This is a genomic window from Pseudomonas sp. 2024-210, assembly GCF_045062345.1.
Lineage (GTDB): Bacteria > Pseudomonadota > Gammaproteobacteria > Pseudomonadales > Pseudomonadaceae > Aquipseudomonas.
This window is the reverse complement of record NZ_JBJGEJ010000023.1, coordinates 1-22,838: the sequence shown is the minus strand read 5'-3', so window position 1 is coordinate 22,838 and position 22,838 is coordinate 1. Positions and strand designations below refer to the sequence as shown.

Annotated in this window: 20 protein-coding genes; 10 read left to right on the top strand and 10 right to left on the bottom strand. The window is 58.3% G+C overall.

From position 1 onward, the window contains the following. Nucleotides 1-5 precede the first annotated feature (5 nt). The 6 genes from ACI7MX_RS21540 (at nt 6) to ACI7MX_RS21515 (ending at nt 8,027) form a co-directional block, all read left to right on the top strand. On the top strand, nt 6-1,184 hold the full coding sequence (locus ACI7MX_RS21540; protein ID WP_122784355.1) for a lipid-transfer protein: 1,179 nt from the start codon (nt 6-8) through the stop codon (nt 1,182-1,184). Next, entirely contained in the window at nt 1,185-2,354 is a 1,170-nt protein-coding gene (locus ACI7MX_RS21535; protein WP_405585797.1) for an acyl-CoA dehydrogenase family protein, read from the top strand. 148 nt (nt 2,355-2,502) lie between these two features. Continuing rightward, nucleotides 2,503-3,693 carry an acyl-CoA dehydrogenase family protein gene (locus tag ACI7MX_RS21530; protein WP_314486585.1) on the top strand — a complete coding sequence of 397 codons (1,191 nt, stop codon included), beginning with the start codon at nt 2,503-2,505 and terminating at the stop codon, nt 3,691-3,693. A gap of 11 nt (nt 3,694-3,704) precedes the next feature. Continuing rightward, nucleotides 3,705-4,832 (top strand): acyl-CoA dehydrogenase family protein, encoded by a 1,128-nt coding sequence (locus ACI7MX_RS21525; protein ID WP_314486583.1) that lies wholly within the window; start codon nt 3,705-3,707, stop codon nt 4,830-4,832. 37 nt (nt 4,833-4,869) lie between these two features. Beyond that, nucleotides 4,870-6,558, top strand: a complete 1,689-nt coding sequence (locus ACI7MX_RS21520; RefSeq protein WP_405585793.1) for a class I adenylate-forming enzyme family protein — start codon at nt 4,870-4,872, stop codon at nt 6,556-6,558. Nucleotides 6,559-6,644: 86 nt separating this feature from the next. Further along, nucleotides 6,645-8,027 (top strand): DUF1329 domain-containing protein, encoded by a 1,383-nt coding sequence (locus tag ACI7MX_RS21515; RefSeq protein WP_314486581.1) that lies wholly within the window; start codon nt 6,645-6,647, stop codon nt 8,025-8,027. Between the two features lie 76 nt (nt 8,028-8,103). On the opposite strand, the gene ACI7MX_RS21510 is transcribed toward ACI7MX_RS21515, so the two are convergent. From ACI7MX_RS21510 to nikA, 8 genes are all read right to left on the bottom strand, one after another. Continuing rightward, nucleotides 8,104-8,799 (bottom strand): amino acid ABC transporter permease, encoded by a 696-nt coding sequence (locus ACI7MX_RS21510; protein ID WP_314486580.1) that lies wholly within the window; start codon nt 8,797-8,799, stop codon nt 8,104-8,106. A gap of 3 nt (nt 8,800-8,802) precedes the next feature. Beyond that, entirely contained in the window at nt 8,803-9,531 is a 729-nt protein-coding gene (locus ACI7MX_RS21505) for an amino acid ABC transporter permease (protein ID WP_405585789.1), read from the bottom strand. Nucleotides 9,532-9,607: 76 nt separating this feature from the next. Next, the gene (locus ACI7MX_RS21500; protein WP_405585786.1) at nt 9,608-10,414 is read right to left on the bottom strand and encodes an ABC transporter substrate-binding protein; all 807 of its coding nucleotides are present in this window, start codon (nt 10,412-10,414) and stop codon (nt 9,608-9,610) included. Between the two features lie 959 nt (nt 10,415-11,373). After that, entirely contained in the window at nt 11,374-12,201 is an 828-nt protein-coding gene (gene nikE / locus ACI7MX_RS21495) for a nickel import ATP-binding protein NikE (protein WP_314485364.1), read from the bottom strand. Continuing rightward, complete coding sequence (locus ACI7MX_RS21490) at nt 12,198-12,971, bottom strand: ATP-binding cassette domain-containing protein (RefSeq protein ID WP_314485367.1); 774 nt, start codon at nt 12,969-12,971, stop codon at nt 12,198-12,200. The genes nikE and ACI7MX_RS21490 overlap by 4 nt, the downstream gene beginning before the upstream one ends. Beyond that, nucleotides 12,968-13,813: a nickel ABC transporter permease subunit NikC gene (gene nikC, locus ACI7MX_RS21485; protein WP_122782399.1), complete on the bottom strand. Its 846-nt coding sequence runs from the start codon at nt 13,811-13,813 to the stop codon at nt 12,968-12,970. The genes ACI7MX_RS21490 and nikC overlap by 4 nt, the downstream gene beginning before the upstream one ends. Next, nucleotides 13,810-14,751 (bottom strand): nickel ABC transporter permease subunit NikB, encoded by a 942-nt coding sequence (nikB, locus tag ACI7MX_RS21480; protein ID WP_405585781.1) that lies wholly within the window; start codon nt 14,749-14,751, stop codon nt 13,810-13,812. Before nikB ends, nikC begins: the two co-directional genes overlap by 4 nt. A gap of 2 nt (nt 14,752-14,753) precedes the next feature. Beyond that, nucleotides 14,754-16,313, bottom strand: coding sequence for a nickel ABC transporter substrate-binding protein (gene nikA, locus ACI7MX_RS21475; protein ID WP_314485375.1), 1,560 nt, complete (start codon nt 16,311-16,313; stop codon nt 14,754-14,756). Nucleotides 16,314-16,417: 104 nt separating this feature from the next. Here nikA and nikR point away from each other — a divergent pair, with 104 nt between their 5' ends. Continuing rightward, nucleotides 16,418-16,834 (top strand): nickel-responsive transcriptional regulator NikR, encoded by a 417-nt coding sequence (gene nikR, locus ACI7MX_RS21470; protein ID WP_314485377.1) that lies wholly within the window; start codon nt 16,418-16,420, stop codon nt 16,832-16,834. Here the strand turns inward: nikR and punR are convergent. Continuing rightward, the gene (punR, locus tag ACI7MX_RS21465) at nt 16,831-17,748 is read right to left on the bottom strand and encodes a DNA-binding transcriptional activator PunR (RefSeq protein WP_314485380.1); all 918 of its coding nucleotides are present in this window, start codon (nt 17,746-17,748) and stop codon (nt 16,831-16,833) included. The two genes, nikR and punR, sit on opposite strands and share 4 nt — an antisense overlap. Nucleotides 17,749-17,865: 117 nt before the next feature. Here punR and punC point away from each other — a divergent pair, with 117 nt between their 5' ends. From punC to ACI7MX_RS21450, 3 genes are all read left to right on the top strand, one after another. Continuing rightward, entirely contained in the window at nt 17,866-19,047 is a 1,182-nt protein-coding gene (punC, locus tag ACI7MX_RS21460) for a purine nucleoside transporter PunC (protein WP_314485383.1), read from the top strand. Between the two features lie 56 nt (nt 19,048-19,103). Next, the gene (locus ACI7MX_RS21455; RefSeq protein ID WP_314485386.1) at nt 19,104-19,640 is read left to right on the top strand and encodes a hypothetical protein; all 537 of its coding nucleotides are present in this window, start codon (nt 19,104-19,106) and stop codon (nt 19,638-19,640) included. 101 nt (nt 19,641-19,741) lie between these two features. Continuing rightward, nucleotides 19,742-22,252 carry a UvrD-helicase domain-containing protein gene (locus ACI7MX_RS21450; RefSeq protein WP_405585776.1) on the top strand — a complete coding sequence of 837 codons (2,511 nt, stop codon included), beginning with the start codon at nt 19,742-19,744 and terminating at the stop codon, nt 22,250-22,252. Nucleotides 22,253-22,590: 338 nt separating this feature from the next. Here the strand turns inward: ACI7MX_RS21450 and ACI7MX_RS21445 are convergent. Then, nucleotides 22,591-22,838: hypothetical protein (locus ACI7MX_RS21445; protein WP_405634602.1), on the bottom strand; the 248-nt coding region annotated here is incomplete at its 5' end.

Here is a 22,838-nt window from a genome sequence, read left to right as displayed (position 1 = left end):
CACACATGACGCAATCGTCACTTTCCGGTAGCGCCGCCATTGTTGGTTTGGGTGCCACTGAATTTTCCAAGAACTCTGGCCGTACTGAGTTGCGTCTGGCGATGGAAGCCACACTGGCAGCGCTTAAAGACGCCGGCATTGATCCCAGTGAAGTTGAAGGGTTCAGCTCGTACTCCGTGGACAAAGTTCCGGAATACGAAATTGCCCGCCTGCTGGGCTGCAAAGACGTCAAGTTCTTCTCCCAGGTGCCGCACGGCGGAGGTGCCGCCTGTGCGCCGATCATGCACGCGGCGATGGCCGTGGCGACCGGTGTGGCCAAGGTGGTGGTGGTCTATCGCGCCATGAACGAGCGTTCGTGGTATCGCTTCGGCAGCGGCAGTTACGGCTTTGCTTCCACCCCGATTTTTGAAAACGTCAACTACGGCTGGTACATGCCCCACGGCTTGCATACACCCGCGTCCTGGGTCGGCATGTTTGCCCAGCGATATATGCACACCTACGGCGCAACGTCAGAAGATTTTGGCCGCGTGGCCGTGGCCGTCCGTGATTTTGCCGCGACCAACCCGGCGGCGTTCTTTTATGGCAAGCCCATCACTCTGGAAGAACATCAGGCGTCACGCTGGATCTGCGAGCCGCTGCATTTGCTTGATTGCTGCCAGGAATCGGATGGCGCAGTGGCGATGGTGATTACCTCAGCCGAGCGCGCCAAAGACTTGCGCCAAAAACCGGTGATGATCAAGGCTGGCTCACAGGGGATTACCTCTGGTCAGCAAATCATGACCTCGTTCTACCGCGATGACATCACCGGGCTGCCGGAAATGGGCGTGGTAGCCAAAGAGTTGTATCGCCAGTCAGGCCTGGGCCCAGAAGCGTTGCAGACGGCAGTGATCTACGACCATTTCACCCCGTTTGTATTGCCGCAGCTTGAAGAGTTCGGCTTGTGCGAGCGGGGCGAAGCCAAGGAATTTATTCGCGCGGGGCACCATGCCCGTGGCGGCAAGTTCCCGATCAACACCCACGGCGGGCAGTTAGGCGAGGCCTATATTCACGGCATGAACGGCGTGGCTGAAGCCGTACGGCAAGTGCGCGGCAGTGCCGTCAATCAGGTGGACAGTGTTGAAAACGTACTGGTCACGGCCGGTACGGGCGTACCCACCAGCGGTCTGATTTTGGGAGCAGCCTGAATGTACGTCGACCTCACGCCCGAGCAACACGCGCTGCGCCATACAGTGCGCGATTACTTCCAAACCCTGATGACGCCTGAGCTGCGTGATCAATTGCGCGGCAAGGAAGGCGGCGAACTGTACCGAGACACCATCCGCCAGATGGGCCGTGACGGCTGGCTGGCCGTGGGCTGGCCCAAGGAGCACGGGGGGCAGGGTTATGGCCCTACCGAGCAATTTATCTTCTTTGAAGAGGCCAATATTGCCGGAGCACCGCTGCCGTTTGTGACCATCAGCACCGTGGGGCCCGCCTTGATGGCCTACGGCACCGAGGCACAAAAAGCCAAATTCTTGCCGGGCATCGCGGCAGGCGAAATCATTTTCGCCATCGGCTATTCCGAACCGGATGCAGGCAGCGATCTGGCGGTACTGAAAACCACCGCCCGGCTTGAGGGCGACACCTTCGTGGTCAATGGCAACAAACTCTGGACATCGGGCGCCGAGTCGGCCGATTACATCTGGCTGGCTGCGCGTACCGACCCCGAACAGCTGCGGCACAAGGGAGTGTCCATCTTGATTCTGGACACCCGCGCAGAGGGCTTCTCGACCACCGTTATCCCGACCACCAGCAATCCGACGGCGGCCACTTATTACGACAACGTGCGAGTGCCCCGCGACATGCTGGTGGGGGAGTTGCATGGCGGCTGGAAGCTGATCACCGCGCAACTGAACCACGAGCGTCTGGGACTGGGCGCTTGGTCGGACAAAGTGGTCGGATTGTTTCGCCGGGTCTTGATGTGGGCGCGCGAAGCCGACGAAAACGGCGTCAAGGCGACTGACAAAGCGTGGGTTCGGGCTGGTTTGGCGCAGTGTTATGCCCGACTCGAAGCGATGCGCCTGATCAATCTGCGCATTGCCGCCGACCTCGAACATGACCGCATGGACGTGGCGCTGGCGTCGACCACCAAGGTGTATGGCTCGGAATCGGGTATCGAGATTTTGCGCGTGTTGAGCAACATCGTCGGTGCCAAAGGGCTGGTTCGCGGCGGTTCGCCCGCGTCAGTGATGCAAGGCGAACTGGAGTACGAAGTGCGTGCCTCGGTGACCTTGACCTTTGGGGGTGGCACCAATGAGATCCAGCGTGAGCTGATTGCCCAGTTCGGCCTGGGCATGCCGCGCACCCAGCGCTGAATCGCAGCGAAAACACGGCAAAACCTGTGGCCGCTGCCGAGGCACGAAGGCTGCGATGGGTGGCCCTCTATGCGAAGGTCCTGCGGCCCTTATCGCAGCCTTCGTGCCTCGGCAGCGGCTACGGAATTACCATCCGAAAGGAAATTACATGAGCGCGATTGAACAGTTCAGAGAGCAGACCCGCAGTTGGCTTGAGGCCAATTGCCCGCCATCGCAGCGTAAAGCCATTCCTGAAGGGGAGTTGGTCTGGGGAGGCAGTGACGTCGAGTTTCCCGATGCTGACGCCCAATTGTGGTTCGAGCGCATGCGTGACAAAGGCTGGTTCTGCCCCGACTGGCCGCAAGCCTATGGCGGTGGCGGCCTGAGTGCGGAATATAACGCCGTTCTGGAAAGCGAACTGCGCCGCCTTAAATGCCGCCCGCCGCAAATCAATCTGGGCATATGGATGTTGGGCCCCGTGTTGCTGGAGTTCGGTACTGAAGAGCAAAAACTCAACCTGTTGACCCCTATGACCCGTGGCGAGGTTCGCTGGTGTCAGGGGTTTTCCGAGCCCAATGCCGGCTCTGATCTGGCCAGTCTGAAAACCACTGCCCGCGATGAGGGCGATCACTTTGTGGTGGATGGCAGCAAGATCTGGACCTCCTACGGCGACAAGTCTGACTGGATGTACGCCTTGGTCAGAACCGATGGCAGCGCCAGTAAACACGCGGGCATCAGCCTGATTGTGCTGGACATGAAAAGCCCCGGTGTGAGTGTTGCGCCGATAGATTTGATCAGCGGTAAATCGGCGTTTTGCCAGGTGTTCTTTGACGCCGTGAAAGTGCCTAAAAGCCAGTTGATTGGCCCCTTGCACGGCGGCTGGAACTTGGCCAAGCGCCTGTTGCAGCACGAGCGCAAAGCCATGTCCAAATTCGGCGAGTTCAGCTTGCCGACACATTTCCACCTACTGCCATTGGTGCAGGAATACCTGCCCGAACCCGCCGGGATAAGCGAGTCGTCCTTGGTGGCGCGAGCGGTGGCGTGCGCGATGAACGAGCACAGCTACAACCTGACGGTGCAGCGCATGGGCGAAGAAGCGCGCGCGGGGCAAGACATCAGCGGGCTGATGTCGATCATGAAGCTGGTGCACACCGAACAGGAGCGTGACAAGTTTGAGGTGCTGCTGGATGTCATGGGGGTTAACGCGCTGGGCTGGGACAAGGCTGCGTTCAGTCCACAAGAACAGGCGATTACCCGCGGTTGGTTAAACAGTTTCGCCCTGACGATTTCTGGCGGCGCGTCGGAAATTCAGCTCAATGTGATCGCCAAGCGGGTCTTGGGCCTGCCTGAAGTCAAGTAAGGATCCAGACCATGAACCTGCTTTATAGCGAAGATCATCGGCTGTTGGCCGACAGCGCCCGCGAGTTTCTGGCGGCGCGAAGTCCCGTGTCCCGTCAACGTGCCTTGCGCGATGAGGGCAGTGAACTCGGCTTTGACAGCCAGCTGTGGCAAGAGGCCGTCGCACTGGGCTGGAGTGCGATTCCATTCCCGGAAAACCTCGGCGGGCTGGATTTCGGCTGTATGGGGTTAGGCCCGATTTTTGAATCCATCGGCAGCAACCTCAGTGCCTCTCCGTTGCTTTCAAGCGTCGTGTTGTGCGGTTCGCTGTTGCACCTGCAAGGCAATGCGCAACAGCAGGATCGCTGGCTGTCAGCGACCATCAGCGGCGAGCAACGTCTGGCGCTGGCACTGGACGAGCGCCCACGGCACAACCCCGCGCAGCTGGCGGTGCAGGCTGAGGCCAATGCGCAAGGGTTCTGTCTGAGCGGGAAAAAAACCTTCGTGATTGACGGGGTAGGGGCTGATGCCTACCTCGTAGCGGCGGGCAATGCACAGCAGGGCGTCAGCCTGTTTCTGGTGCCAGCCGGTGCGCAGGGGTTAAGTGTTGAACCCCTGTCGCTGATTGACTCGCGTAACCACGCGCACTTGCAACTGGAGCAGGTGCAGGTCGGTCCTGATGCCTTGTTGGGCGATCTTGGTTCGGCCGGTGCGGCGTTGACCATCGCACTGGATCGCGGCCGGGTGTGCCTGGCTGCCGAGATGCTGGGTATGGCTGAAAAGCTGTTCGCTTTAACACTCGATTACCTGAAAACCCGTGTGCAGTTTGACGTCGCCATTGGTTCCTTTCAGTCCCTGCAACATCGTTCGGCCCAGCTGTATGTCGAGCTGGCACTGGCACGCAGCGCGGTGATAGCCGGCCTGGCAGCGCTGGACGATACCGGCTTGAGTGACATTGAGCGTCAACGGCTGGTGAGTCTGGCCAAATGGAAGGCGGGGCTGATGGCCGTCAAGGTGGCCAATGAGGCGGTGCAAATGCACGGCGGTATTGGCGTCACCGACGAGCTGGATGTCGGTTTGTTTCTCAAGCGCATTCGTGTAGCACAGGCTTGCCTGGGTGATGCCGATTATCACTGCGAGCGTTATGGCGCACTCGTTTAAACCTGTGTGCAGTGGTTCGAGTCAGGAGAATAACAAGATGAAACTTGAACAATGGCAGAGCGCCTGGGATCAACTGATTGGTCCCGGCTCGCCCTATGAAGTACTGACGCCTGTGGCCGGCGGCCCCAAGCACTTTCGCCACAGCGCTCCAAACCTCTGGGCTGCAATGGACGCTGGCCGGGCCCACGCGGATCGCGAGTTTCTGGTGTGGGAGCAACAGCGCCTGACCTTCAAACAGTTTTTTGATCAGGTGGATCGTCTAGCAGGGCAGCTGGTGCACCGCTTTGGCGTGCGCAAGGGTGACCGTGTGGCAATCGCCATGCGTAACCAACCGGCCTGGTTGGTGGCGTTTGCTGCGATCCAGCGCTGCGCCGGTGTGTGCGTGCCCTTGAATAGCTGGGGCCTGCGCGACGAGTTGTTCCATGGGTTGCAGGACAGCGGGACGCAACTTTTACTGTGCGACGAGCCGCGTCTGCAACTGCTCAAAGATGACCTGCGCGAACAAGGCTTGGCGACGGTTGTGGTGGGCATGGACATAAACCGGCCCCGTGACGAGCACTGTCAGCGTCTGGAAGACCTGCTGGCCGAGCCGTTGCTGGATGCGCCGTTACCGACCATCAGTGCCGATGACCCGGCAATGATCCTCTACACCTCGGGGACCACCAGCTTGGCCAAAGGCGTGCTGTCGACCCATGGCGCGGTGTGTCAGGCCTTGGTCGCGCTGGAGTTTCAGGGCGTTTTTTGCGCGGTCAGCTCGCCTGAGCGCATCAGCGTCGTCATCAACAGCGGTTATGCCCCCACGACGTTGATGGCGGTGCCACTGTTTCATGTCAGTGGTCTGCACGCTCAGTTCTTACTGGCCTTGCGGGGTGGCCGCCGCTTGGTACTGATGTACAAGTGGGACGTGGAAAAAGCCTTCGATCTGATCCGCGACGAGCAGTGCACCCAGTTCAATGGTGCGCCGGTCATGATGCAGCAACTGCTGACCTCGCCACGCTTCGGCAGTGCCGATACTCAGAGCCTGTTTGGCCTGGGTCTTGGGGGGGCTGCGCCCTCGGCCAGCCTGTTGGCGCACTTGACCCAACGCAAACCCGAGGCCGTCGGTGGCAGTGGCTACGGCCTGACCGAAAGCAACGGCATCTGCGCGGCCATTGGCGGTGATCAGTTTGTCTATAAGCCGGCCTCGGCGGGCTGGCCCTTGCCGATTGTCGATGTGCGCATTGGTGAGAGTCCGCAGCATGCACTGCCTGCGGGCGTCACGGGGCTGATTTGGGTGCGCTCGCCCACCTTGATGAATGCTTACTGGAACTTGCCTGAAGCCAGTGCTCGAACGCTCAGTGAGGGGTGGCTCGACACCGGTGATATCGGTCATCTGGACGACGAAGGCTTTCTCTATATCACCGACCGCGCCAAGGATTTGATCAACCGGGGTGGCGAGAAAATCTCCGCTGCCGAGATTGAATCCTGTGCGTGTGAAATGCCCGGCGTGATTGAAGCGGCAGCCTTTGCCGTGCCGGACGATGTACTGGGCGAAGTGGTGTTTGTGGTGGTGCGCGGCGATCCGGGCGACTGCCCCGACAGCGAGACCGTGCGCGGTTATTTTGCCCAGCGTCTGGCGAGCTACAAAGTGCCGGCACAGATTCATGTGCAACACACCCCGTTCGCACGTAATGCGTCGGGCAAAATGCTCAAAGGTTTGCTCAAAGAAGTGCTGGTAACGGCCTGATTAGTCTTTGTGGACGATGTGCTCGCTGTTGGATGGCGAAGAATGGACCCATACCCAGCAAGCCTTATTCGCGTAGGAGGCAATACATGAAAATAACAAGAACAGGCGTAGTGCTCGCAGCCACCCTGGCCGTCAACGGCCTTGCCATAGGGTCGGCATTCGCTCAGGTATCGCCCGCCGAAGCGGCCAAACTGGGTAAAGAGCTGACCTGTGTAGGTGCTGAACAGGCCGGTAACGCGGCGGGCACCATCCCGCCTTACACCGGCAAATACCTGGGCGAAGTGCCGGGTTGGAACCACGTCAAATTTTCCGGCGACCAGCCGGTTGATCCCTATGCCGCTGAAAAACCCATCTTGGTGATCACGGCGCAGAACATGGATCAATACGCCGACAAACTCACAGAAGGTCAGAAAGCGCTGTTCAAGCGTTACCCGACCACCTACAAGATGAACATCTACCCCGGCCACCGTGATTTCCGCTACCCGGATTATGTGTGCAAGCGGGCCATGAGCAACGCGTTGAACGCCAAGCTGGTGAACGATGGCATGGGCTTCGAAGGGTTGGGGCAAGTCCCGTTCCCGATTCCGAAAAACGGCATGGAGTTACTCTGGAACCACCAACTGCCGGCCCGTGCCTGGACCGAAGAAAAAACCAGCGATCTGGCCTCTGTCTTGCCAAACGGCAGCATTGGTTGGGGCCGTGCCCTGGCCCGTAACTTGTCCCAGGCCAACTCGCCGGTCGATGAACCCGTGACCTCGGGCAAGATTCAGGCGATGAGCAACAACATGACCCTCAAGCCTGCGCGTGACAACGGCACGCTGAACATCGCCCACGAACCTTACAACTTTTCCACGGACCCGCGTCAGGCATGGACCTACAGCCCTTCGACTCGGCGCGTGCGCCAATTGCCGGGTTACGGGTACGACCAGCCGATGATCGGCACCAACGGCACCATGACCGTCGACGAAGACCGTTTGTATAACGGCTCGCCGGAGCGCTTTGACTGGAAATTGGTGGGCAAGCGCGAAATCTACATTCCGGCCAATGCCTATAAGCCGAACGCAGGTACGGTCAAATATGCCGACATGCTGACGCCTAACCACCCCAATCCGGATTTGATGCGTTATGAGCTGCGTCGCGTCTGGGTGCTTGAAGCGAATTTGAAAGAAGGCTATCGCCATGTGTATGGCAAGCGTGTGTTGTTTCTCGACGAAGACACCTGGAACTCGGTCCTGGCAGACAACTACGACGCGCGCGGTCAGTTGTGGAAGCACGCAATGGTCAACTATTACTACCACCCGGACATGAGCGGCTGGCAGGCGGGCTCGCAGTTCTTTATCGACTTGAACTCGGGGCAGTACACCGGCTACGGCATGACCAACGAAGCGAAGAAAGGCCCGATTCTCAACGAGGGTAAATTCACCCCTGACCAGTACACCGCCGACGCGGCACGGGCGATGGGGCGGTAGGATACAAACTAGCTGCAAGCTGCAAGCTGCAAGCTGCAAGCGGTAAGCGGTAAGCGGTAAGCAAGAGCCCTGTCGGTTAGACGGGGCTTTTGCGTTTTTGCGGGTGGGGCTTGGCCCAGTGGTTGGCTATCAGGTCCAGCATGCTGCAGAACACGAAGTACACCAGCGCCACAAACAGGAATATTTCACTCGGGTGAACCATCACCCGATTACTGACCTGTGTGGCGACAAACGACAGCTCGCCCACACCGATGACATACGCCAATGAGGTGTCCTTGATTAACGAGATCCATTGGTTGAGGAACGAGGGGAGCATGATCGGCAAGGCCTGCGGCAAGATGATCAGGCGCAGCACTTGCCAGGTACTCAACCCCAGCGCCTTGCCTGCGGCCCATTGTCCGGCGGGCAAACTGCTGATACCGGCATGCACCGAATGCGCCAAATAGGCGCCGCCGATCAATGACAACGCGCACACCACGGTCGCCAGGGCAGGCACATCAACCTTGAACACGACGGGCAGCAGAAAGTAACTCCAAAAAATCAGCATCACCACAGGAATGGCCCGCAACAATCCCAGCACGCTGAGCAACAGCCAACGCAGCTTGCTCTTGATCATCACCAGCGCAATGCCCAGCACCAACCCGAGCAAGGCTGCAATGACGCCGGACAGAACGCTCAACACCAGCGTGAGTGCAGCACCGCCCAAGGGCCCGTTGGGGTAAGCACCGATCAAAAAATACGACAGGTTGTCGCTGATAACCGAAAAGTCCATGCCTTAAGCCACTCCCTGCTTGTACCACTTGCTGCGGGCAATGAGTTGGCCAAGCACTTCGATCACTGCAATGCTGGCCACATACAACAGGGTGGCGAACCCAAAAGCCTGAAAGGTTTTGAACGTTTCAGTTTCGACCTGGCGAGAGGCATACGACAGCTCAGCCAAACCGATCGCCATCGTCAGCGACGAGTTTTTCAGCGCATTCATGTACTGCCCCAACAGAGGCCCCAATGCGGTGCGTACGGCTTGAGGGAATACGATGTAGCGCCACACCTGTGTCGAGGTAAACCCCAGTGCCAGGCCAGCTGTCCGTTGCTCAATGCGCACTGAACTGACCCCGGCGCGAAATTCTTCGCAAATGAAGGCTGCGGTATAAAGCGTCAGGCCCCAGAACCCGGCGATAAACTCAAAGGACGGCCATTCAAACTCGAACACCCCCATTGACAGGCTGCGGGGCTGATTGAGCCACATCACCCATCCTTCGGGCAGCATTGCGGTCACGCCGAAATACCAGAAAAACAATTGAACCAGCAGCGGCGTATTACGAAACAGCGCCAAATACGCGCGTGCGGGCCACGACCACAGACGAACCGTGGAAAGACGCGCCAGGCAGAGTAAAAATCCGAGCCCGGTGGCCACCACACAGGTCAGCAGAGAAAGCATCAGGGTCAGTACAAAACCGTCGAGTAACCAATGCAGATAGCGCGGGGCAAGCAGTTCACCGAACATAAAACAGCGTCCATACAGAAACGAACAAAACCCGTACGGTTGACCGTGACGGGCTTAAAAGTGACTCGAAGGCGTGTTAGCTCTTGTCGCCGATCTTGTACAGACGGGTCAATGGCGTCTTGGTGTTCGGTCCGAACCACGTGTCATAAATACCTTTAGCTTTGCCTTGGGCTTCGAGGTCGGTAAGGGTTTGATTAACCACCTCGGTCAGGCGTGTTTCACCTTTAGGAATACCGACGCCGATCAAGTCATTGGACACCGTGAAGGGCGGCACTTCGTATTTATCCTTGTCGGGGACATTGGCCAGCAGACCGATGAGTTTTGGGCCGTCCTGGGTGATGGCTTGCACGTTGCCATTGCGCAGAGCAGTGAAGGCGAACGGGGTGTCATCGTAGGCCACCACCTTGGCCCCGGGAAACTTCTCACGCAGCACGCCTTCGTTGACCGTCCCTTTATCGACACCGACCCGCCACGTGTTCAAATCGTCCTGTGATTTAAGCGTGCCTTTTTTGACAATGAACTGCTGACCCGAGGCGAAATACGGGATGCTGAAATTCACCTGCTCGGCGCGTTCGGGGGTGATAGTGAAGTTAGCCAGCACCAAGTCGACTTTATTCGCGACCAGCAGCGGTACCCGGTTAGCGGGGTTGGTTGGCTGAAGCTGGAGCTTGACGCCCAGTTTGTCAGCGATGGCTTTGGCGTAATCAACGTCAAGCCCTTCAATCTGTTTGCTTTTAGCATCAACAAAACCAAAGGGAGGGTTACTGTCGAAAGAAGCCACGCGCAGCACGCCGGATTTTTTGATGTCATCCAGACGATCGGCGTGGGCCAAGCCAGACAGTACAGCCAAGGTCAGAGCGGTGAGGGCAGTGAGTTTTTTCATTTCGTTCTCATCATGAGTTGGCAGCGTTATGACGAGAGTTTTGCAGGTTAAGCATCTTTTAAAAAAGAATATAAAACGATTTATATATTCTAAAAGGCTATATATAAACTGTGTTTTTGATCGTGCTTCTGATCTTGATCTGGCTTGTGATCTGGCTTGTGATCTTGATCTTGATCTTGATTTGCCGCCCCGTCGGGAGGCCGAGTGGAGGTTTCGCGGAGTGGGTCGACCGGCATGGATGCCGGGAGAGCCGTGTTGGGCCATGGATGGCCCGTCACGGCGTGCCCACGGAGCGGGACCGGAGTGAGGGAACCTGAGCGAAGCGAGGGCCGTACGCAGGGGCGGAGGCGTTTTGGTTACTTTGCCGCTTTTGCAAAGTGACACGCCGTAAGGGCGTAACCCGTAGATAGATTTAATACATCAAACGGATATGTACGCTGACCAATTAAAAGCTTCGTGTACATATCCATTACATGTGTCTAGCTGAACTAAAGGTTTCGCTTTTACAGCGAGGTACTTTTGGCAAACAGCCCCAAAAGTACCCAAAAGGTCCTTGCCCTACCATACGGCCGCCTCGCCTAGGCTCGGCGGTGCCTTCACTCCGGAACTGTTATGGGGGCCCGCCGCGACGGGCCATCCTTGGCCCGATCGCGGCTGGCTCGGCGTCCTGCCTCGCCACCCCCATAACAGCACCTGCGTTCAGCCTCCTGTGAGGGGCCTCAGTGTTGGTTTCACTTTTTCGGTGGCGGCAGGGGCATTGTTTGAAAGCTACAAGCTACAAGCTACAAGCTACAAGCTACAAGCTACAAGCTACAAGCTACAAGTTTGAGGCTTGAGGCTTGAGGCTTGAAGCTTGAGGCTTGAGGCTTGAAGCTTGAAGCTTGAAGCTTGAAGCTTGAAGCTTGAAGCTTGAAGCTTGAATCTTGAATCTTGAATCTTGAAACAAAACGCCTCAAAAATCAGGCCCCCAATCGAGACAATCGCGCTTCTTCCGTGTCAACACCCTTGCGCTCACGCCCTACAGGCATGGCCGGCAACACCGCATCTTGCAAGGTGCACGCCGCCGGGTGCGTAAACCGCATCTTCGCAGTGACCGCCTGATCCTCCACCACATGCCCGTCAGCCAGCACCACCACGCGCTGGCAAAAATACTGCACCAGACTCAGGTCGTGCGTAATCAGCAAAAACGCCGTTCCCGATTCGCGACGCACCTGAGCCAATAACTCCAGAATCTGCACTTGCAATACCCGGTCAAGGTTGGACAGGGCTTCATCCAGGATGATCAACTGCGGATTAACCGCCAGCGCTCGTGCGATACCGGCCCGTTGCAGTTGCCCACCACTGAGCTGGGCGGGCAGTTTGTCGATGTCACGGGGGTTCAGTTGTACCTGAGCCAGCAATTGCGCTACCCGGGCTTTGCACGCCGCAGCATCCAGGTGTGAAAGGTGGCGCAACGGCTCGGCGATGCTCCAGCCAATGCTGCGCTGGGGGTTGAACGCGCTCAGGGCGTCCTGGAAAACCATTTGCACACGCTTTAAAAACGGGGCATCAAGCCCGCTCAAGGGGTGGCCAGCAAACGCAATGTTGCCTTCGTCTGGCGTCTCCAGCCCCATGAGCAGGCGGGCGAGGGTGCTCTTGCCACTGCCGCTGGCACCCAGCAACCCCAGACTTTGACCCTCGTGCAGGTCGAGATTCAGCGCTTTGAGCACCTGTATCCGATGCCGTTTGCTGAACAGCCCGCCAGCGGTGTAACCATGGCTGACGTTATGGACATGGAAAATACTCATGCGCTGCGCACCTCTCGAGTCAAAGCGTGATGCGCCGCCAATAACGTGCGCGCTTCTTCACTGCGGGGGTTATTGAACAGGGTGCAGACATCGGCCTGCTCGACAATACGGCCGTGGGCCATCACGCTGACGTGGTCCGCGCTACGGGCGACGACGCCCATGTCATGGGTGATCAGCAGCACGCCCAGATTGCGCTCGTCCACGAGCCGCTCCAGCAAGTCCAAAAAGCGCGCTTGGGCCACGACGTCCAGATCGCTGGTCGGTTCGTCAGCCAGCAAAAAACGGCTGTCAGCCAGCAGGGCCAGGGCGATCATCATGCGCTGTAGCATGCCGCCACTGAGCTGGAAGGCGAAAGAGTCAAGCACACGCTGACCGTCGTACAAGCCCACCTCATTCAAGGTGGCGTGAATAAGCTCGTCGGCCTCGCGGCCTGTCACGCCTCGGGTGTGCAGCGTTTCCACCGCATGCTGACGCAATGAACGCACCGGGTTGAAGGCGCTACGCGGGTTTTGCAGCACCAGCGCGGCTTCGCGGCCACGCAACTGGGCAGGCTCGACCGGCTTGCCGTCCAGCAACAAGGTGGCGCCGCTGCAATGCACACCGGGTGGCAGCAGGTCGAGGATGCCCAGGCAGGTCAGGGATTTGCCCGAACCGCTGGCACCGACCAATGCATGCACCTGGCCCGCCTTTAACGTCAGTTGCAGGTCGTGCACCAGCGTTCGTTGTTGATGCCGCAGGCTCAAGCCTTGAATACTCAGGTGGGTGTTCATTCCTTGATCTCCGCCAAAACACTGGGGTCAAGCCGGTCGCGCAGGGCGTCACCGAGCAGGTTGAAGGCCATCACCGAGATAAAAATCATCAGCCCCGGCCACAGCAGTAATTGCGGGTGTGTCCAGATGAACTCTTTGGAGTCGTTGATCATCACGCCCCATTCCGGGGTGGGTGGGCTGACGCCCAGGCCCAGGAAGGACAGCCCGGAAACGTGAAGCATCATATGACCGATGTCCATCGAGGCCAGCACCAGTAATTGGCCCACCACATTGGGCATGACGTGCTGGCGCAGACGGGTCAAACGCGAGGCACCGGCTAACTGCGAGGCCAGCACGTAATCGCGATTGCGCTGGGCCAGCACCATGCCGCGCACCATGCGCGCATACCAGGCCCAGTGCGAGAGGGCGATGGCGATGATCACGTTGGTCAGGCCAGTGCCCAGCAGGGCAATCAGAAAAAACGCCAGTACCAGCGTCGGGAACGTCAGAAACATGTCGCACAGGCGCATCAGCACCATATCGACCTTGCCGCCGACAATACCGGCCACCCCGCCAATGATCACCCCGAGAATCAACACCAGGCCCAGCACCAGTACCACGCTGCCCAATGACAATTGCGTGCCGACAATCAGGCGTGAAAGAACGTCGCGCCCCAAGTGATCCGTTCCCAGCCAGTGGTGGGCACTGGCGGGCAGCAGGCGGTTGTCGAGATCGACCAGGGTCGCGTCGTAGTGGGCGATCCACGGCCCGAACAGGGCCAGTATCAGCAACAGGCCCACCAGCCAGTAGCCGATGCGCATCCCGGTCTTTTTGCCTGAAAACGTTGCGGCCAAAGTGCTCATGCCATTACCCCCGAAAAACGTGTGCGTGGATCCAGCCAGGCGTAGCAGATATCGACCACCAGGTTGCACACCACCAGTAACGTGGTCAGCAGCAGGGTGAAACATTGCATCACCGGGAAGTCACGGTTGAGCACGGCGCTGACGGCGAAGCGCCCGACCCCGGGCCAGGCGAAGATGGTTTCGATGACCAGGGCGCCACCCAGCAGTTCGCCGATGTGCATGCCGGTGGCAGTGACCAGCGGCATCCAGGCATTGCGCAGGATGTGGTCGCGCCACACCTGCCGTTCATTCAGGCCGCGGGCACGGGCATAGAACACGTGCCGGTGCTGGCGCACATCAAGCAAGCTGGCACGCAACAAACGGGCATTGATGGACATCGACATGAGGGCGATGGCCAGTACTGGCATGATCAAGTGCTCGGGGCCGCCACGGCCCATCGGCGGTAACCAGCCAAGCCACAGCGAGAGCAGGGCGATGAGCAGAAATGCCAGCCAGAAGTTGGGCATCGACACGCCGATAAAGGTGATGAATCGCACCACTTGATCTGGCCAGCGGCCTTTCCAGCGCGCCGCGGCCAGCCCCAGCGGAATACTCATGACCAATGTCACCAGCAGCGCCAGACCGCCCAGTTGCAGGGTGGCCGGCAGGTAGTACAACAGATCGTCGAGCACCGGGCGCCCGGTGATGTAGGAGATGCCGAAATCCAGATGCAGGGCATTCCACAACCACGTCAGGTATTGCTCAGGCAACGGGCGATTAAGCCCCAACGCCTGCCGCGCCTCGGCCAGCGCGGCATCGGTCGGCGGGATTTGTGAAAGGCGAAGGTAGTCGAGCGCCGGGTCGCCGTTGCCCAAATGCAGCAGCACAAACACGATCAACGACACACCCAGAAGTACCGGAATCAGCAGCACGAGCCGCAAAATGATATAGCGCAGCATGGTTAGGGTTTCCCGCTGGTGGGGTGCATGACTTCGAACGGCACATCAAACAAGGTGCTGCCGAAGGCGACGTTATCGACGTTGTTGCCGCTCACACTGATGGCGGTGAGGTGCGAGATCGGCAGGTAGACCGCCTGATCGTGCAGAGTGGTGAGAATCTCGCGGTAATCCTCGGCACGCTTGCCTTCATCGGTTTCGCCCAGCACTTCGGCGATTTTCTGGTCGATGGCGTCCTTCATCGGCAAGCCACGCTGGGCCATATAGTCCGCGTGGCCTGCGTAACGCATGGAGCTGACAAACGAGTGCGGATCGTAGGGCGCGCCCCACGTGTCGGCGAAGATCATGCCGAATGTGCCTTCGCGCTGGCGCTGAACCAGTGCGCCGTCTTCTTCTGCGCGTAACTTGACCTCAATACCGACTTTGGCCAGTTCGCCCTGAATGATTTCAGCGAGGTTTTTTTGCAAGGCGCTGGGGCCAAGGAATACCAGCTCGGTGCTCAGTCGCTGGCCGTTCTTCTCGCGCACGGTTTTGCCTGCCGGGAGTGTCCAGCCTGCCGCTTCAAGAGTTTTCTTTGCCTGTTCAGGGTCGTAAGGCAAGGCTTTGAGGCCAAGGTCGGCGTAGGGCATGTTGCTGGCGAACAGCGCATCGGCACGCGGTTCCTGACCGTGCAGCACTTTGGCAATAATGGTGTCTTTGTCCACCGCCTGATTGATGGCCTGACGCACCGGCAGTTCATTGGTTGGAGCCAGGTTGGTGTTCATGGCGACGGTGCGTGTGGCCAGCGGGGCGGAAATGGCACTGTGAAAACCCGAGTCTCGCAGGCGCACAAAGGTGCCGGGGGAAATTTCACCGTCAGCGCCCTGTATCAGATCGATTTCGCCGGTTTGCAGGGCAATCGCACGGCTGTCCGGGTCGGAAATGACTTTGACCAGCACCGAACCATACGCGGGCTTGTTTCCCCAATAGCGCGCGTTACGCTCAAAGCGATCGTATTCGCCGCGCCGGGTTTGTGTCAGCACCCACGGCCCGGTGCCCACGGGCGTACCGGGTGTGGCAGCGGGGGCACCGAAACGCAGCGGCCGCACTTGTGCCAGTTCCATCAGCGTCGGGTAGTACGGATGCTTGAGCACCAGCACAAGGGTATGTTCGTCAGGGGCTTCGACTCGATCCAGTGTGGACACCAGCTCCATCCACTGATGGCGCTTGCTGTTGGCAAGTACCGCATCCAGATTGGCCTTGGCCGCCGTCGCATTGAAGGGGCTGCCATCACTGAAGGTCACGCCGTCCCGCAGCGTGAAGGTGTAGGTCTTGCCGTCCGGCGAGATCGCCCACTGCGTGGCCAGCCAAGGCTCTAACGTTCCTTGCGGGGTGTAACGCACCAGCGGTTCATAGACCATGGCCTGGGCATACATCTGATTGGGCGAGTAACCTCTGGGGTCCAGCGGTCCGGCGTTGGTCGGCCATGAATAGGTTAGCGTGGGGTCAGGTTCAGCGGCGCTGGCAGTTGACAGGCCTGTACTCAGGCAGACGCCAATCGTCCATAAAGCCAGCTGTTTTTTCATCCATGAGTCCGTCACACTGTTTCTCCCGGGTTAATGGCTAATCGCCTGTTCGTTCACCGGGTAAGAAGTCTATGTCAAAACTTCATAACTGCGAGGCTAATTGAATGCAGAGGGTCACGATCACCTTGGACGATGCATTGTTGACCGCCATTGATGAGCGCGTGGTGAGCCATGGCTATCAGGGTCGCTCAGAAGCGGTACGCGATTTGTTGCGGGCCGGGTTGCTGCAAACCGGCTGTGAAGATGACCCGGACGGGGCCTGCGTGGCGACCTTGAGTTACGTCTACGATCATGGCACTCGAGAGCTGTCGAAGCGCCTCAACGGCGCCTTCCATGACCACCACGATTTGACCTTGTCGACGCTGCATGTGCATTTGGATCAGGGCAGATGCATGGAGGTGTCGGTGCTCAAAGGCTCGGTGAGCGAGGTGTCGCAACTGGCACGCCAGGTGATGGCCGAGCGCGGGGTTCGCCACGGCAGTGCGCAGATCATTCCGTTACCTGCGGGCGAAGACCATTAATTGAACGCAGTCTCGTTAAGCCATTCCTGATTCAAGGTTGGCGTATCACCCAGATACTCCAGCAACCAGCTCATGGCCGGCGAGTGATTGTCCTGCACCCAGGCAATGCAGGAGGGGCTCGACGGGAAAGGCCGCTGCAATTGCAGCGCCACCAGCAGGCCTTGTTCAATCAATGGCTGAACCTGATGCGCAGGTGCCATGCCGACACACAGGCCTTCAGTCAGGCACTTCAGCCCGGTGGCCCAATCCGGCACCATCATCCGGCGCTGGTTGTCCAGCGTCCATGTATCGCGCTTGGGCAGGCTGCGGGACGTGTCATCCATGCACAACGAAGGGTAGGGGCGCAGTTGGTCGTCCATCAACAATCCTTCAGGCCCGGCCAGCGGGTGCTGCGGGCTGGCCACGCATAACCAGTCCAGTGCGCCCATGTCGCGAAAGGCAAAACTGCCGGCCACCGGCACGGCACGGGTTGCACCGATCACCAGGTCGGCGCGTGCATCCACCAGCGCATCCCACACCCCGTTGTACACCTCGTATTGAACGATCAGCTCAACATCGGGGAAGTGCCGGTAGAAGTCGATGACCATTTGCTGGCAGCGCGATTTTTTGATGATTGAGTCCACGCCCACCCGCAATTGGCCGCTCCAGCCATTGGCGACTTGCTGGCACAGGCGCCGGGTGCCGAGCATTTTTTTCATCACGTCACGGGCTTCTTTGACAAACATGTGCCCGGCCGGGGTGAGTTCAACATCGCGATGACGACGGACAAACAACGGCACCGCCAGCCACTGTTCCAACTGGCGCACGGTGTAACTGATGGCGGAAGGTACGCGATGCAATTCCTGCGCGGCACCGCTGAAGCTGCCGTGACGGGCCACTGCATCGATAACGTCCAGCGAGTATTCAGACCACATGGTTAGCCTTCAAAATAATTGATGTCAGATGGCAATTATTATCGCTTCACAAAGAAATCTTCAGCTGGATAATGCGCGCCAGTCAACAAATTGTTTGATGGCAAGTTTTGGATGCGCATGAAAAATTCAGTAGGTTTTACCGTTTATCTCGCCGGGCTGAGTATGCTCGGCTACCTGGCAATGGACATGTATTTGCCGGCGTTTGGCACGTTGCGCAGCGAATTGGGGTTGTCCGCTGGCGCAGTAGGGGCCAGCTTGAGCATCTTTCTGGCCGGGTTTGCCTTTGGTCAATTGCTCTGGGGGCCTTTGTCCGATCGACTGGGCCGCAAACCGGTGCTGTTGGCAGGGCTGTCAATGTTCGCCCTTGGGTGTCTGGGCATGCTCTGGGTCGACAATGCCGCATTGCTCCTGACCCTGCGTTTTATTCAGGCCATCGGTGTGTGTGCGGCGGCGGTGACCTGGCAAGCGCTGGTGATTGATCGATACCCGGCCGAGCGTGCCAGCCGCGTGTTTGCGGGCATCATGCCGCTGATGGGTTTGTCACCTGCGCTGGCCCCGTTATTGGGCGCAGTGGTGCTGGGCCATTTGGGCTGGCAAGCCATTTTCACAGTGTTATTGGGCCTGTCAGTGTTGCTGATCGTACCTACGCTGCTACTCAAGGAGAAACCTCGCACGGCAAACAGTCCGGCAAAGGTCAGCCTCGGATATTGGCAGTTGCTGCGCTCGCCGGCATTTAGCGGCAACGTAATGATCTTTGCGGCCTGTTCGGCCAGTTTCTTCGCCTGGTTAACAGCTTCACCCTTCATCCTCGGCGATATGGGCTACAGCCCCGGTGATATTGGCTTGAGCTACGCGTTCCCGACGCTGGCCTTCATGATCGGCGGATACGGTTGCCGCAGCGCCTTGCAGCGCATCAAAAGCCGCAAGCTGCTGCCGTGGTTGCTGCTGGCGTATTGCGCAAGCATGGCCGGGTTGTATGCCGTGGCTACCCAGACAGAACCGACTCTGCTGACCTTGCTCATCCCCTTTTGCCTGATGGCGCTGGTCAACGGGGCGAGCTACCCGATTGTGGTGGCGAATGCGCTGATGCCGTTTGCCCAGAACTCGGGCAAGGCGGCCGGGTTGCAAAACACCCTGCAACTGGGTTTGTGCTTCCTCAGCAGCCTGCTGGTATCGACCTATATCAGTCAGCCCCTGCAAATCACCGTTGAAGTCATGTTGGCCACTGCACCCCTGGCAGTACTGGGTTTCTTGATTGCGCGATACAAATCGCCAGCAGCGGAACGTGCCATAGGCTGAACTAGTTGGCGCCGGTTGCCTCCAAGAGTGTTCGAGCCACTGAGCGAGCGCTCTTGATGACCAAAATAATTACAGACCACAATTCAGACAACACTCCAGAACCTGTCCAGACCAGCCACGACGCTAAAATGTTCGGCTCTCCCAAGGATCGACTGGATTTTTACCGGCGTGAAATCCAGTACGAAACCAGTATTTTGTCCCACCGTACGGATGCTTATTTGGCGGCTCAGGCATTTCTGGTAATTGCCTTTGCGTCGTGCATGGCCAACATCAACCCCGAGTGGGGCAAGTTTTTTACCCTCACCGTGCCGCCGCTGCTGGCCATTCTGGGCATCGTTATTTCAATTAATGCATGGCCTGGCATTCGTGCTGCTTACGACATCATTGACCATTGGCACTTCAAACAAAGCGAGTTGCTGAGCAGCGAACCGGTCATGGGCCTGGCTTACGATGAGTCACCGCTCTTTTGCGAAATGGAATCTACGCACAAAGGCTATAAAAAGTCGTTGATGTTTTCCGTGCGTTCGCCGTGGATTTTTGGCTGCTTTTGGATGGCGCTGGGGGCGTTTTCGTTGTACATCCAGATGACATGATCGCTCTAGCCAGCTGATGCTCCAGCAATTCGCTAGATTTCAGCGAGCAATGCAGCGACCATAGCCCATCCGCCCGGACAGCCTCACACATTGGAGTCAGCGTGCCGCAACACACCCCTGATCAGCCTGAAGAACTCACCCCCCTTGCCGAATTACCCTTGCTCAAACGCCTTGCTGCGCGCGTGTTCGGCAGCGGGCTGAGTCGTTTACGGGCGCAACACGCCGCGTCCTGGCTGCACGGGCAAGCCGACGGGTTCCGCAGCGGGCACAGCGCAGGCGTTGACTACGGATTTAAAGAAGGTCATGCCGAAGGCCTGGAAGAAGGTCGTCAGGTGCTGTTTATTAGCGACACGCGCTCCCAAGAGCTGCGTGCGCCGGGCATCGATGACGATCTGTTCGATGACTGGCGTTTGCCCCTGACCGCCGAATTGAAAAAACAGATCAAGGCAGATGTGGGCGCGATGCTGCCTGAGTACGCGCAACCCAGCGCCGCCCAATGGAAGATGATCTTCAGCGATACGCCGTCGACCTCGGTGGTTGCCGGGGCAGGGGCAGGCAAGTCAACCTCGCTGGTGTTGCGTATTTTGCTGCTCACCCATTATTTGGGCTTTGAACTCAGCTCGATGACCGTGGTGACCTTTACCCGCGAGTCGCGCAAGGATTTCATCGCCAAGTTGCAAGAAGTCTTCGCCCTGTGGGGTCGTACCCTGAGCCTCAAGGAGGCGCGAGACGTGGTGCGTACGTTCCATTCGCGAATATTGCCGATGGTGCGCAGCTTGCCCGGTTACAGCCAGTTGCAGGCCTTTGAGACGCTGAGTACGCGCAGCCTGTTCAATGACGACGAGGGCGACAGCAATCCTTTCGATTTGCGCATCAATGATGCGCAGCGCCAACAATTGAATGCCTGCTACCACGGGCTTTACACCCGCAATGAGCGCTTTCGCGACGCGGTAGCGCCTTTATGCCGCCATGCCCTGCAACTTAAAGAGCTGGAGCGCGATCACCCCGACGTGCAAAAGCGCATGGCCGTGACAGAACTGGCGTCCAAGCGTGACGAAGAACTTTGCGACACCCTCGAAGACCTGTGGTTTGCGGCGGGTGCATGGCCCATCAAGGGCATCGAACCCAGCCGTGAAGTACTGCAGATCAATGGCGCGCCGTTTCATTGCCACGGCTACATCCCGCAATTGGATGCGTGGGTGGTGCTGGGCTTTGATGCACGCGAGAACCCGCAAATTACCCGCCCTGGTGCGCGTTTGGCCGTGCGGGCAGAGTGGGCAGTTAAGCGCACCCTGTTTCGAGCTTTCTGTGATAAGCCATTGATATGGCTAGAAAGCTATGAGGCTGCCAAGCGCGTGGTTTCTTCACTGGCGGGTGATGCCAGTGCCGGCCCGGGGTTTGATTACAAGCTCAAAGGCGAACTGAGTTCGGCACCGTTGCTCGACTGTTTCGTTGCCGCCGCCAGCTTTATTGAAAACCTGGGACTGGACGTCGCCGCCGCCGTGGGCGATATGCGGTTTGCCAAAGATGACCCTGACCGGTATTTCTTCGAGGCGCTGAGTCTGTACTGGCGAGCGCTGGAAGATCACCTGCTGGCGCAAACTCCGCCGGTCATGACCTACAACCGGATGTTTTCGCTGTTTGGCGAGAACACCCCGCAAAATTTCAAACTGCTGAGTCATGAACAGTTGCGGCCGCTGTCGCATTTGATGATCGATGAATTTCAGGACGTATCGCCGCAAATCGTCTCGTGGTTGCGTGCGAGTCTGCGTGAAATCCGCAGCCGCGGCCCGGCGATGCATGTGGGCAGAGGGGCTCAGCGTTCGTCATTGCTGTGCGTGGGCGACGATTGGCAGTCAATCTATGGTTGGCGTGGCAGTTCGCCTCAGTACTTTATAGCGTTCAACAAGGAATTTCCGTCGCCGGCTACGACTCGGGTAATGCTCAGCGACAACTTCCGCAGCCACCAGCATATTATCGACGCCGCCGAACATATCGTGCGTGCAGCGCCGTCCATTCCAGGCAAACGGGCCAAAGCCAGTGGCGAGCCTAAAGCCCTGGTGCCGGTAAATGTGTTGAACCGCGACGTTGAAGACTTGGTCGCGCGATTGACCGAGCATTATAACGCCGGTGATCGGATCTTGATGTTGTATCGAAAAAGCAGCGATAAGTTGATGATTGAAAAGGATATTCAGTCGATAGTTAATGTGGATTCTAGTTTGTCGCCTGCAGACCGCAGGTTAAAACAACTGACCTATCACAGCTCTAAAGGGCTGCAGGCAGATGTGGTGTTTTTGCTTGGAGACTGCCAGCACTTGACGTCTTCGCCTTATAAAAATCAGGTTTATCGAATGGCGGGGCTTGGCAAGGAAGGTGACCCGGATCCTTACGACTCGGCGCAGAAAGACGAGATTTTGCGGCTGGCGTATGTCGGTATCACCCGAGCGGTGAAGCATTGCTATTGGTATCTGGAAAGCTCGGAGGCTCAGGGGCCTAATGTGCCCAAAGCCTCGGACCGCATTCCCAAAGACAAAGCGTTTTTTGAAGACTGGCGTGGGACTGTAGCCGCTGTCGAGGAACGAAGGCTGCGATCGGCGCCAGAGCCGTCGTAGATCCTGACACACTTGCGAGCGCTGCGCGCCCGATCGCAGCCTTCGGCAGCGGCTACAAGGGTTAAGTCAGCGCCTGCCAGGCCACTGGCGGGCTGAAACTTTCGAGTTTGTCTTCAACCGCTTGAATGAAGTGTCCCTTCAAAGGACAAAGCGTATTTTGAAGATCGGCGCATTGCCTCAATTTCGTAGCAGCTGCCGAAGGCTGCGTTCGGCGGCGTAGCCGTCGTAAATCAGACACACCGAGGCGCCTGAATTTGCGATCGCTGCGCAATCGAACGTCGCCTTCGGCAACTGCTACGGGGGAAGCAGTCTCACGGCTGAAACGTTCGATTTCGTCTTCAACCGCTCGAATGACGCGGCCCTTCAAAGGACAAAGCGTATTTTGAAGATCGGCGCATTGACTCAATTTCGTAGCAGCTGCCGAAGGCTGCGTTCGGCGGCGCAGCCGTCGTAAATCCTGACACACCGAGGCGCCTGAATTTGCGATCGCTGCGCAATCGAACGTCGCCTTCGGCAACTGCTACGGGGGAAGCAGTCTCACGGCTGAAACGTTCGATTTCGTCTTCAACCGCTCGAATGACGCGGC

Coding starts and splice junctions, on each gene's coding strand:
- ACI7MX_RS21540 (WP_122784355.1), top strand. CDS start 6: ATGACGCAATCGTCACTTTCCGGTAGCGCCGCCATTGTTGGTTTGGGT.
- ACI7MX_RS21535 (WP_405585797.1), top strand. CDS start 1,185: ATGTACGTCGACCTCACGCCCGAGCAACACGCGCTGCGCCATACAGTG.
- ACI7MX_RS21530 (WP_314486585.1), top strand. CDS start 2,503: ATGAGCGCGATTGAACAGTTCAGAGAGCAGACCCGCAGTTGGCTTGAG.
- ACI7MX_RS21525 (WP_314486583.1), top strand. CDS start 3,705: ATGAACCTGCTTTATAGCGAAGATCATCGGCTGTTGGCCGACAGCGCC.
- ACI7MX_RS21520 (WP_405585793.1), top strand. CDS start 4,870: ATGAAACTTGAACAATGGCAGAGCGCCTGGGATCAACTGATTGGTCCC.
- ACI7MX_RS21515 (WP_314486581.1), top strand. CDS start 6,645: ATGAAAATAACAAGAACAGGCGTAGTGCTCGCAGCCACCCTGGCCGTC.
- ACI7MX_RS21510 (WP_314486580.1), bottom strand. CDS start 8,799: ATGGACTTTTCGGTTATCAGCGACAACCTGTCGTATTTTTTGATCGGT.
- ACI7MX_RS21505 (WP_405585789.1), bottom strand. CDS start 9,531: ATGTTCGGTGAACTGCTTGCCCCGCGCTATCTGCATTGGTTACTCGAC.
- ACI7MX_RS21500 (WP_405585786.1), bottom strand. CDS start 10,414: ATGAAAAAACTCACTGCCCTCACCGCTCTGACCTTGGCTGTACTGTCT.
- nikE (WP_314485364.1), bottom strand. CDS start 12,201: ATGAGTATTTTCCATGTCCATAACGTCAGCCATGGTTACACCGCTGGC.
- ACI7MX_RS21490 (WP_314485367.1), bottom strand. CDS start 12,971: ATGAACACCCACCTGAGTATTCAAGGCTTGAGCCTGCGGCATCAACAA.
- nikC (WP_122782399.1), bottom strand. CDS start 13,813: ATGAGCACTTTGGCCGCAACGTTTTCAGGCAAAAAGACCGGGATGCGC.
- nikB (WP_405585781.1), bottom strand. CDS start 14,751: ATGCTGCGCTATATCATTTTGCGGCTCGTGCTGCTGATTCCGGTACTT.
- nikA (WP_314485375.1), bottom strand. CDS start 16,313: ATGAAAAAACAGCTGGCTTTATGGACGATTGGCGTCTGCCTGAGTACA.
- nikR (WP_314485377.1), top strand. CDS start 16,418: ATGCAGAGGGTCACGATCACCTTGGACGATGCATTGTTGACCGCCATT.
- punR (WP_314485380.1), bottom strand. CDS start 17,748: ATGTGGTCTGAATACTCGCTGGACGTTATCGATGCAGTGGCCCGTCAC.
- punC (WP_314485383.1), top strand. CDS start 17,866: ATGAAAAATTCAGTAGGTTTTACCGTTTATCTCGCCGGGCTGAGTATG.
- ACI7MX_RS21455 (WP_314485386.1), top strand. CDS start 19,104: ATGACCAAAATAATTACAGACCACAATTCAGACAACACTCCAGAACCT.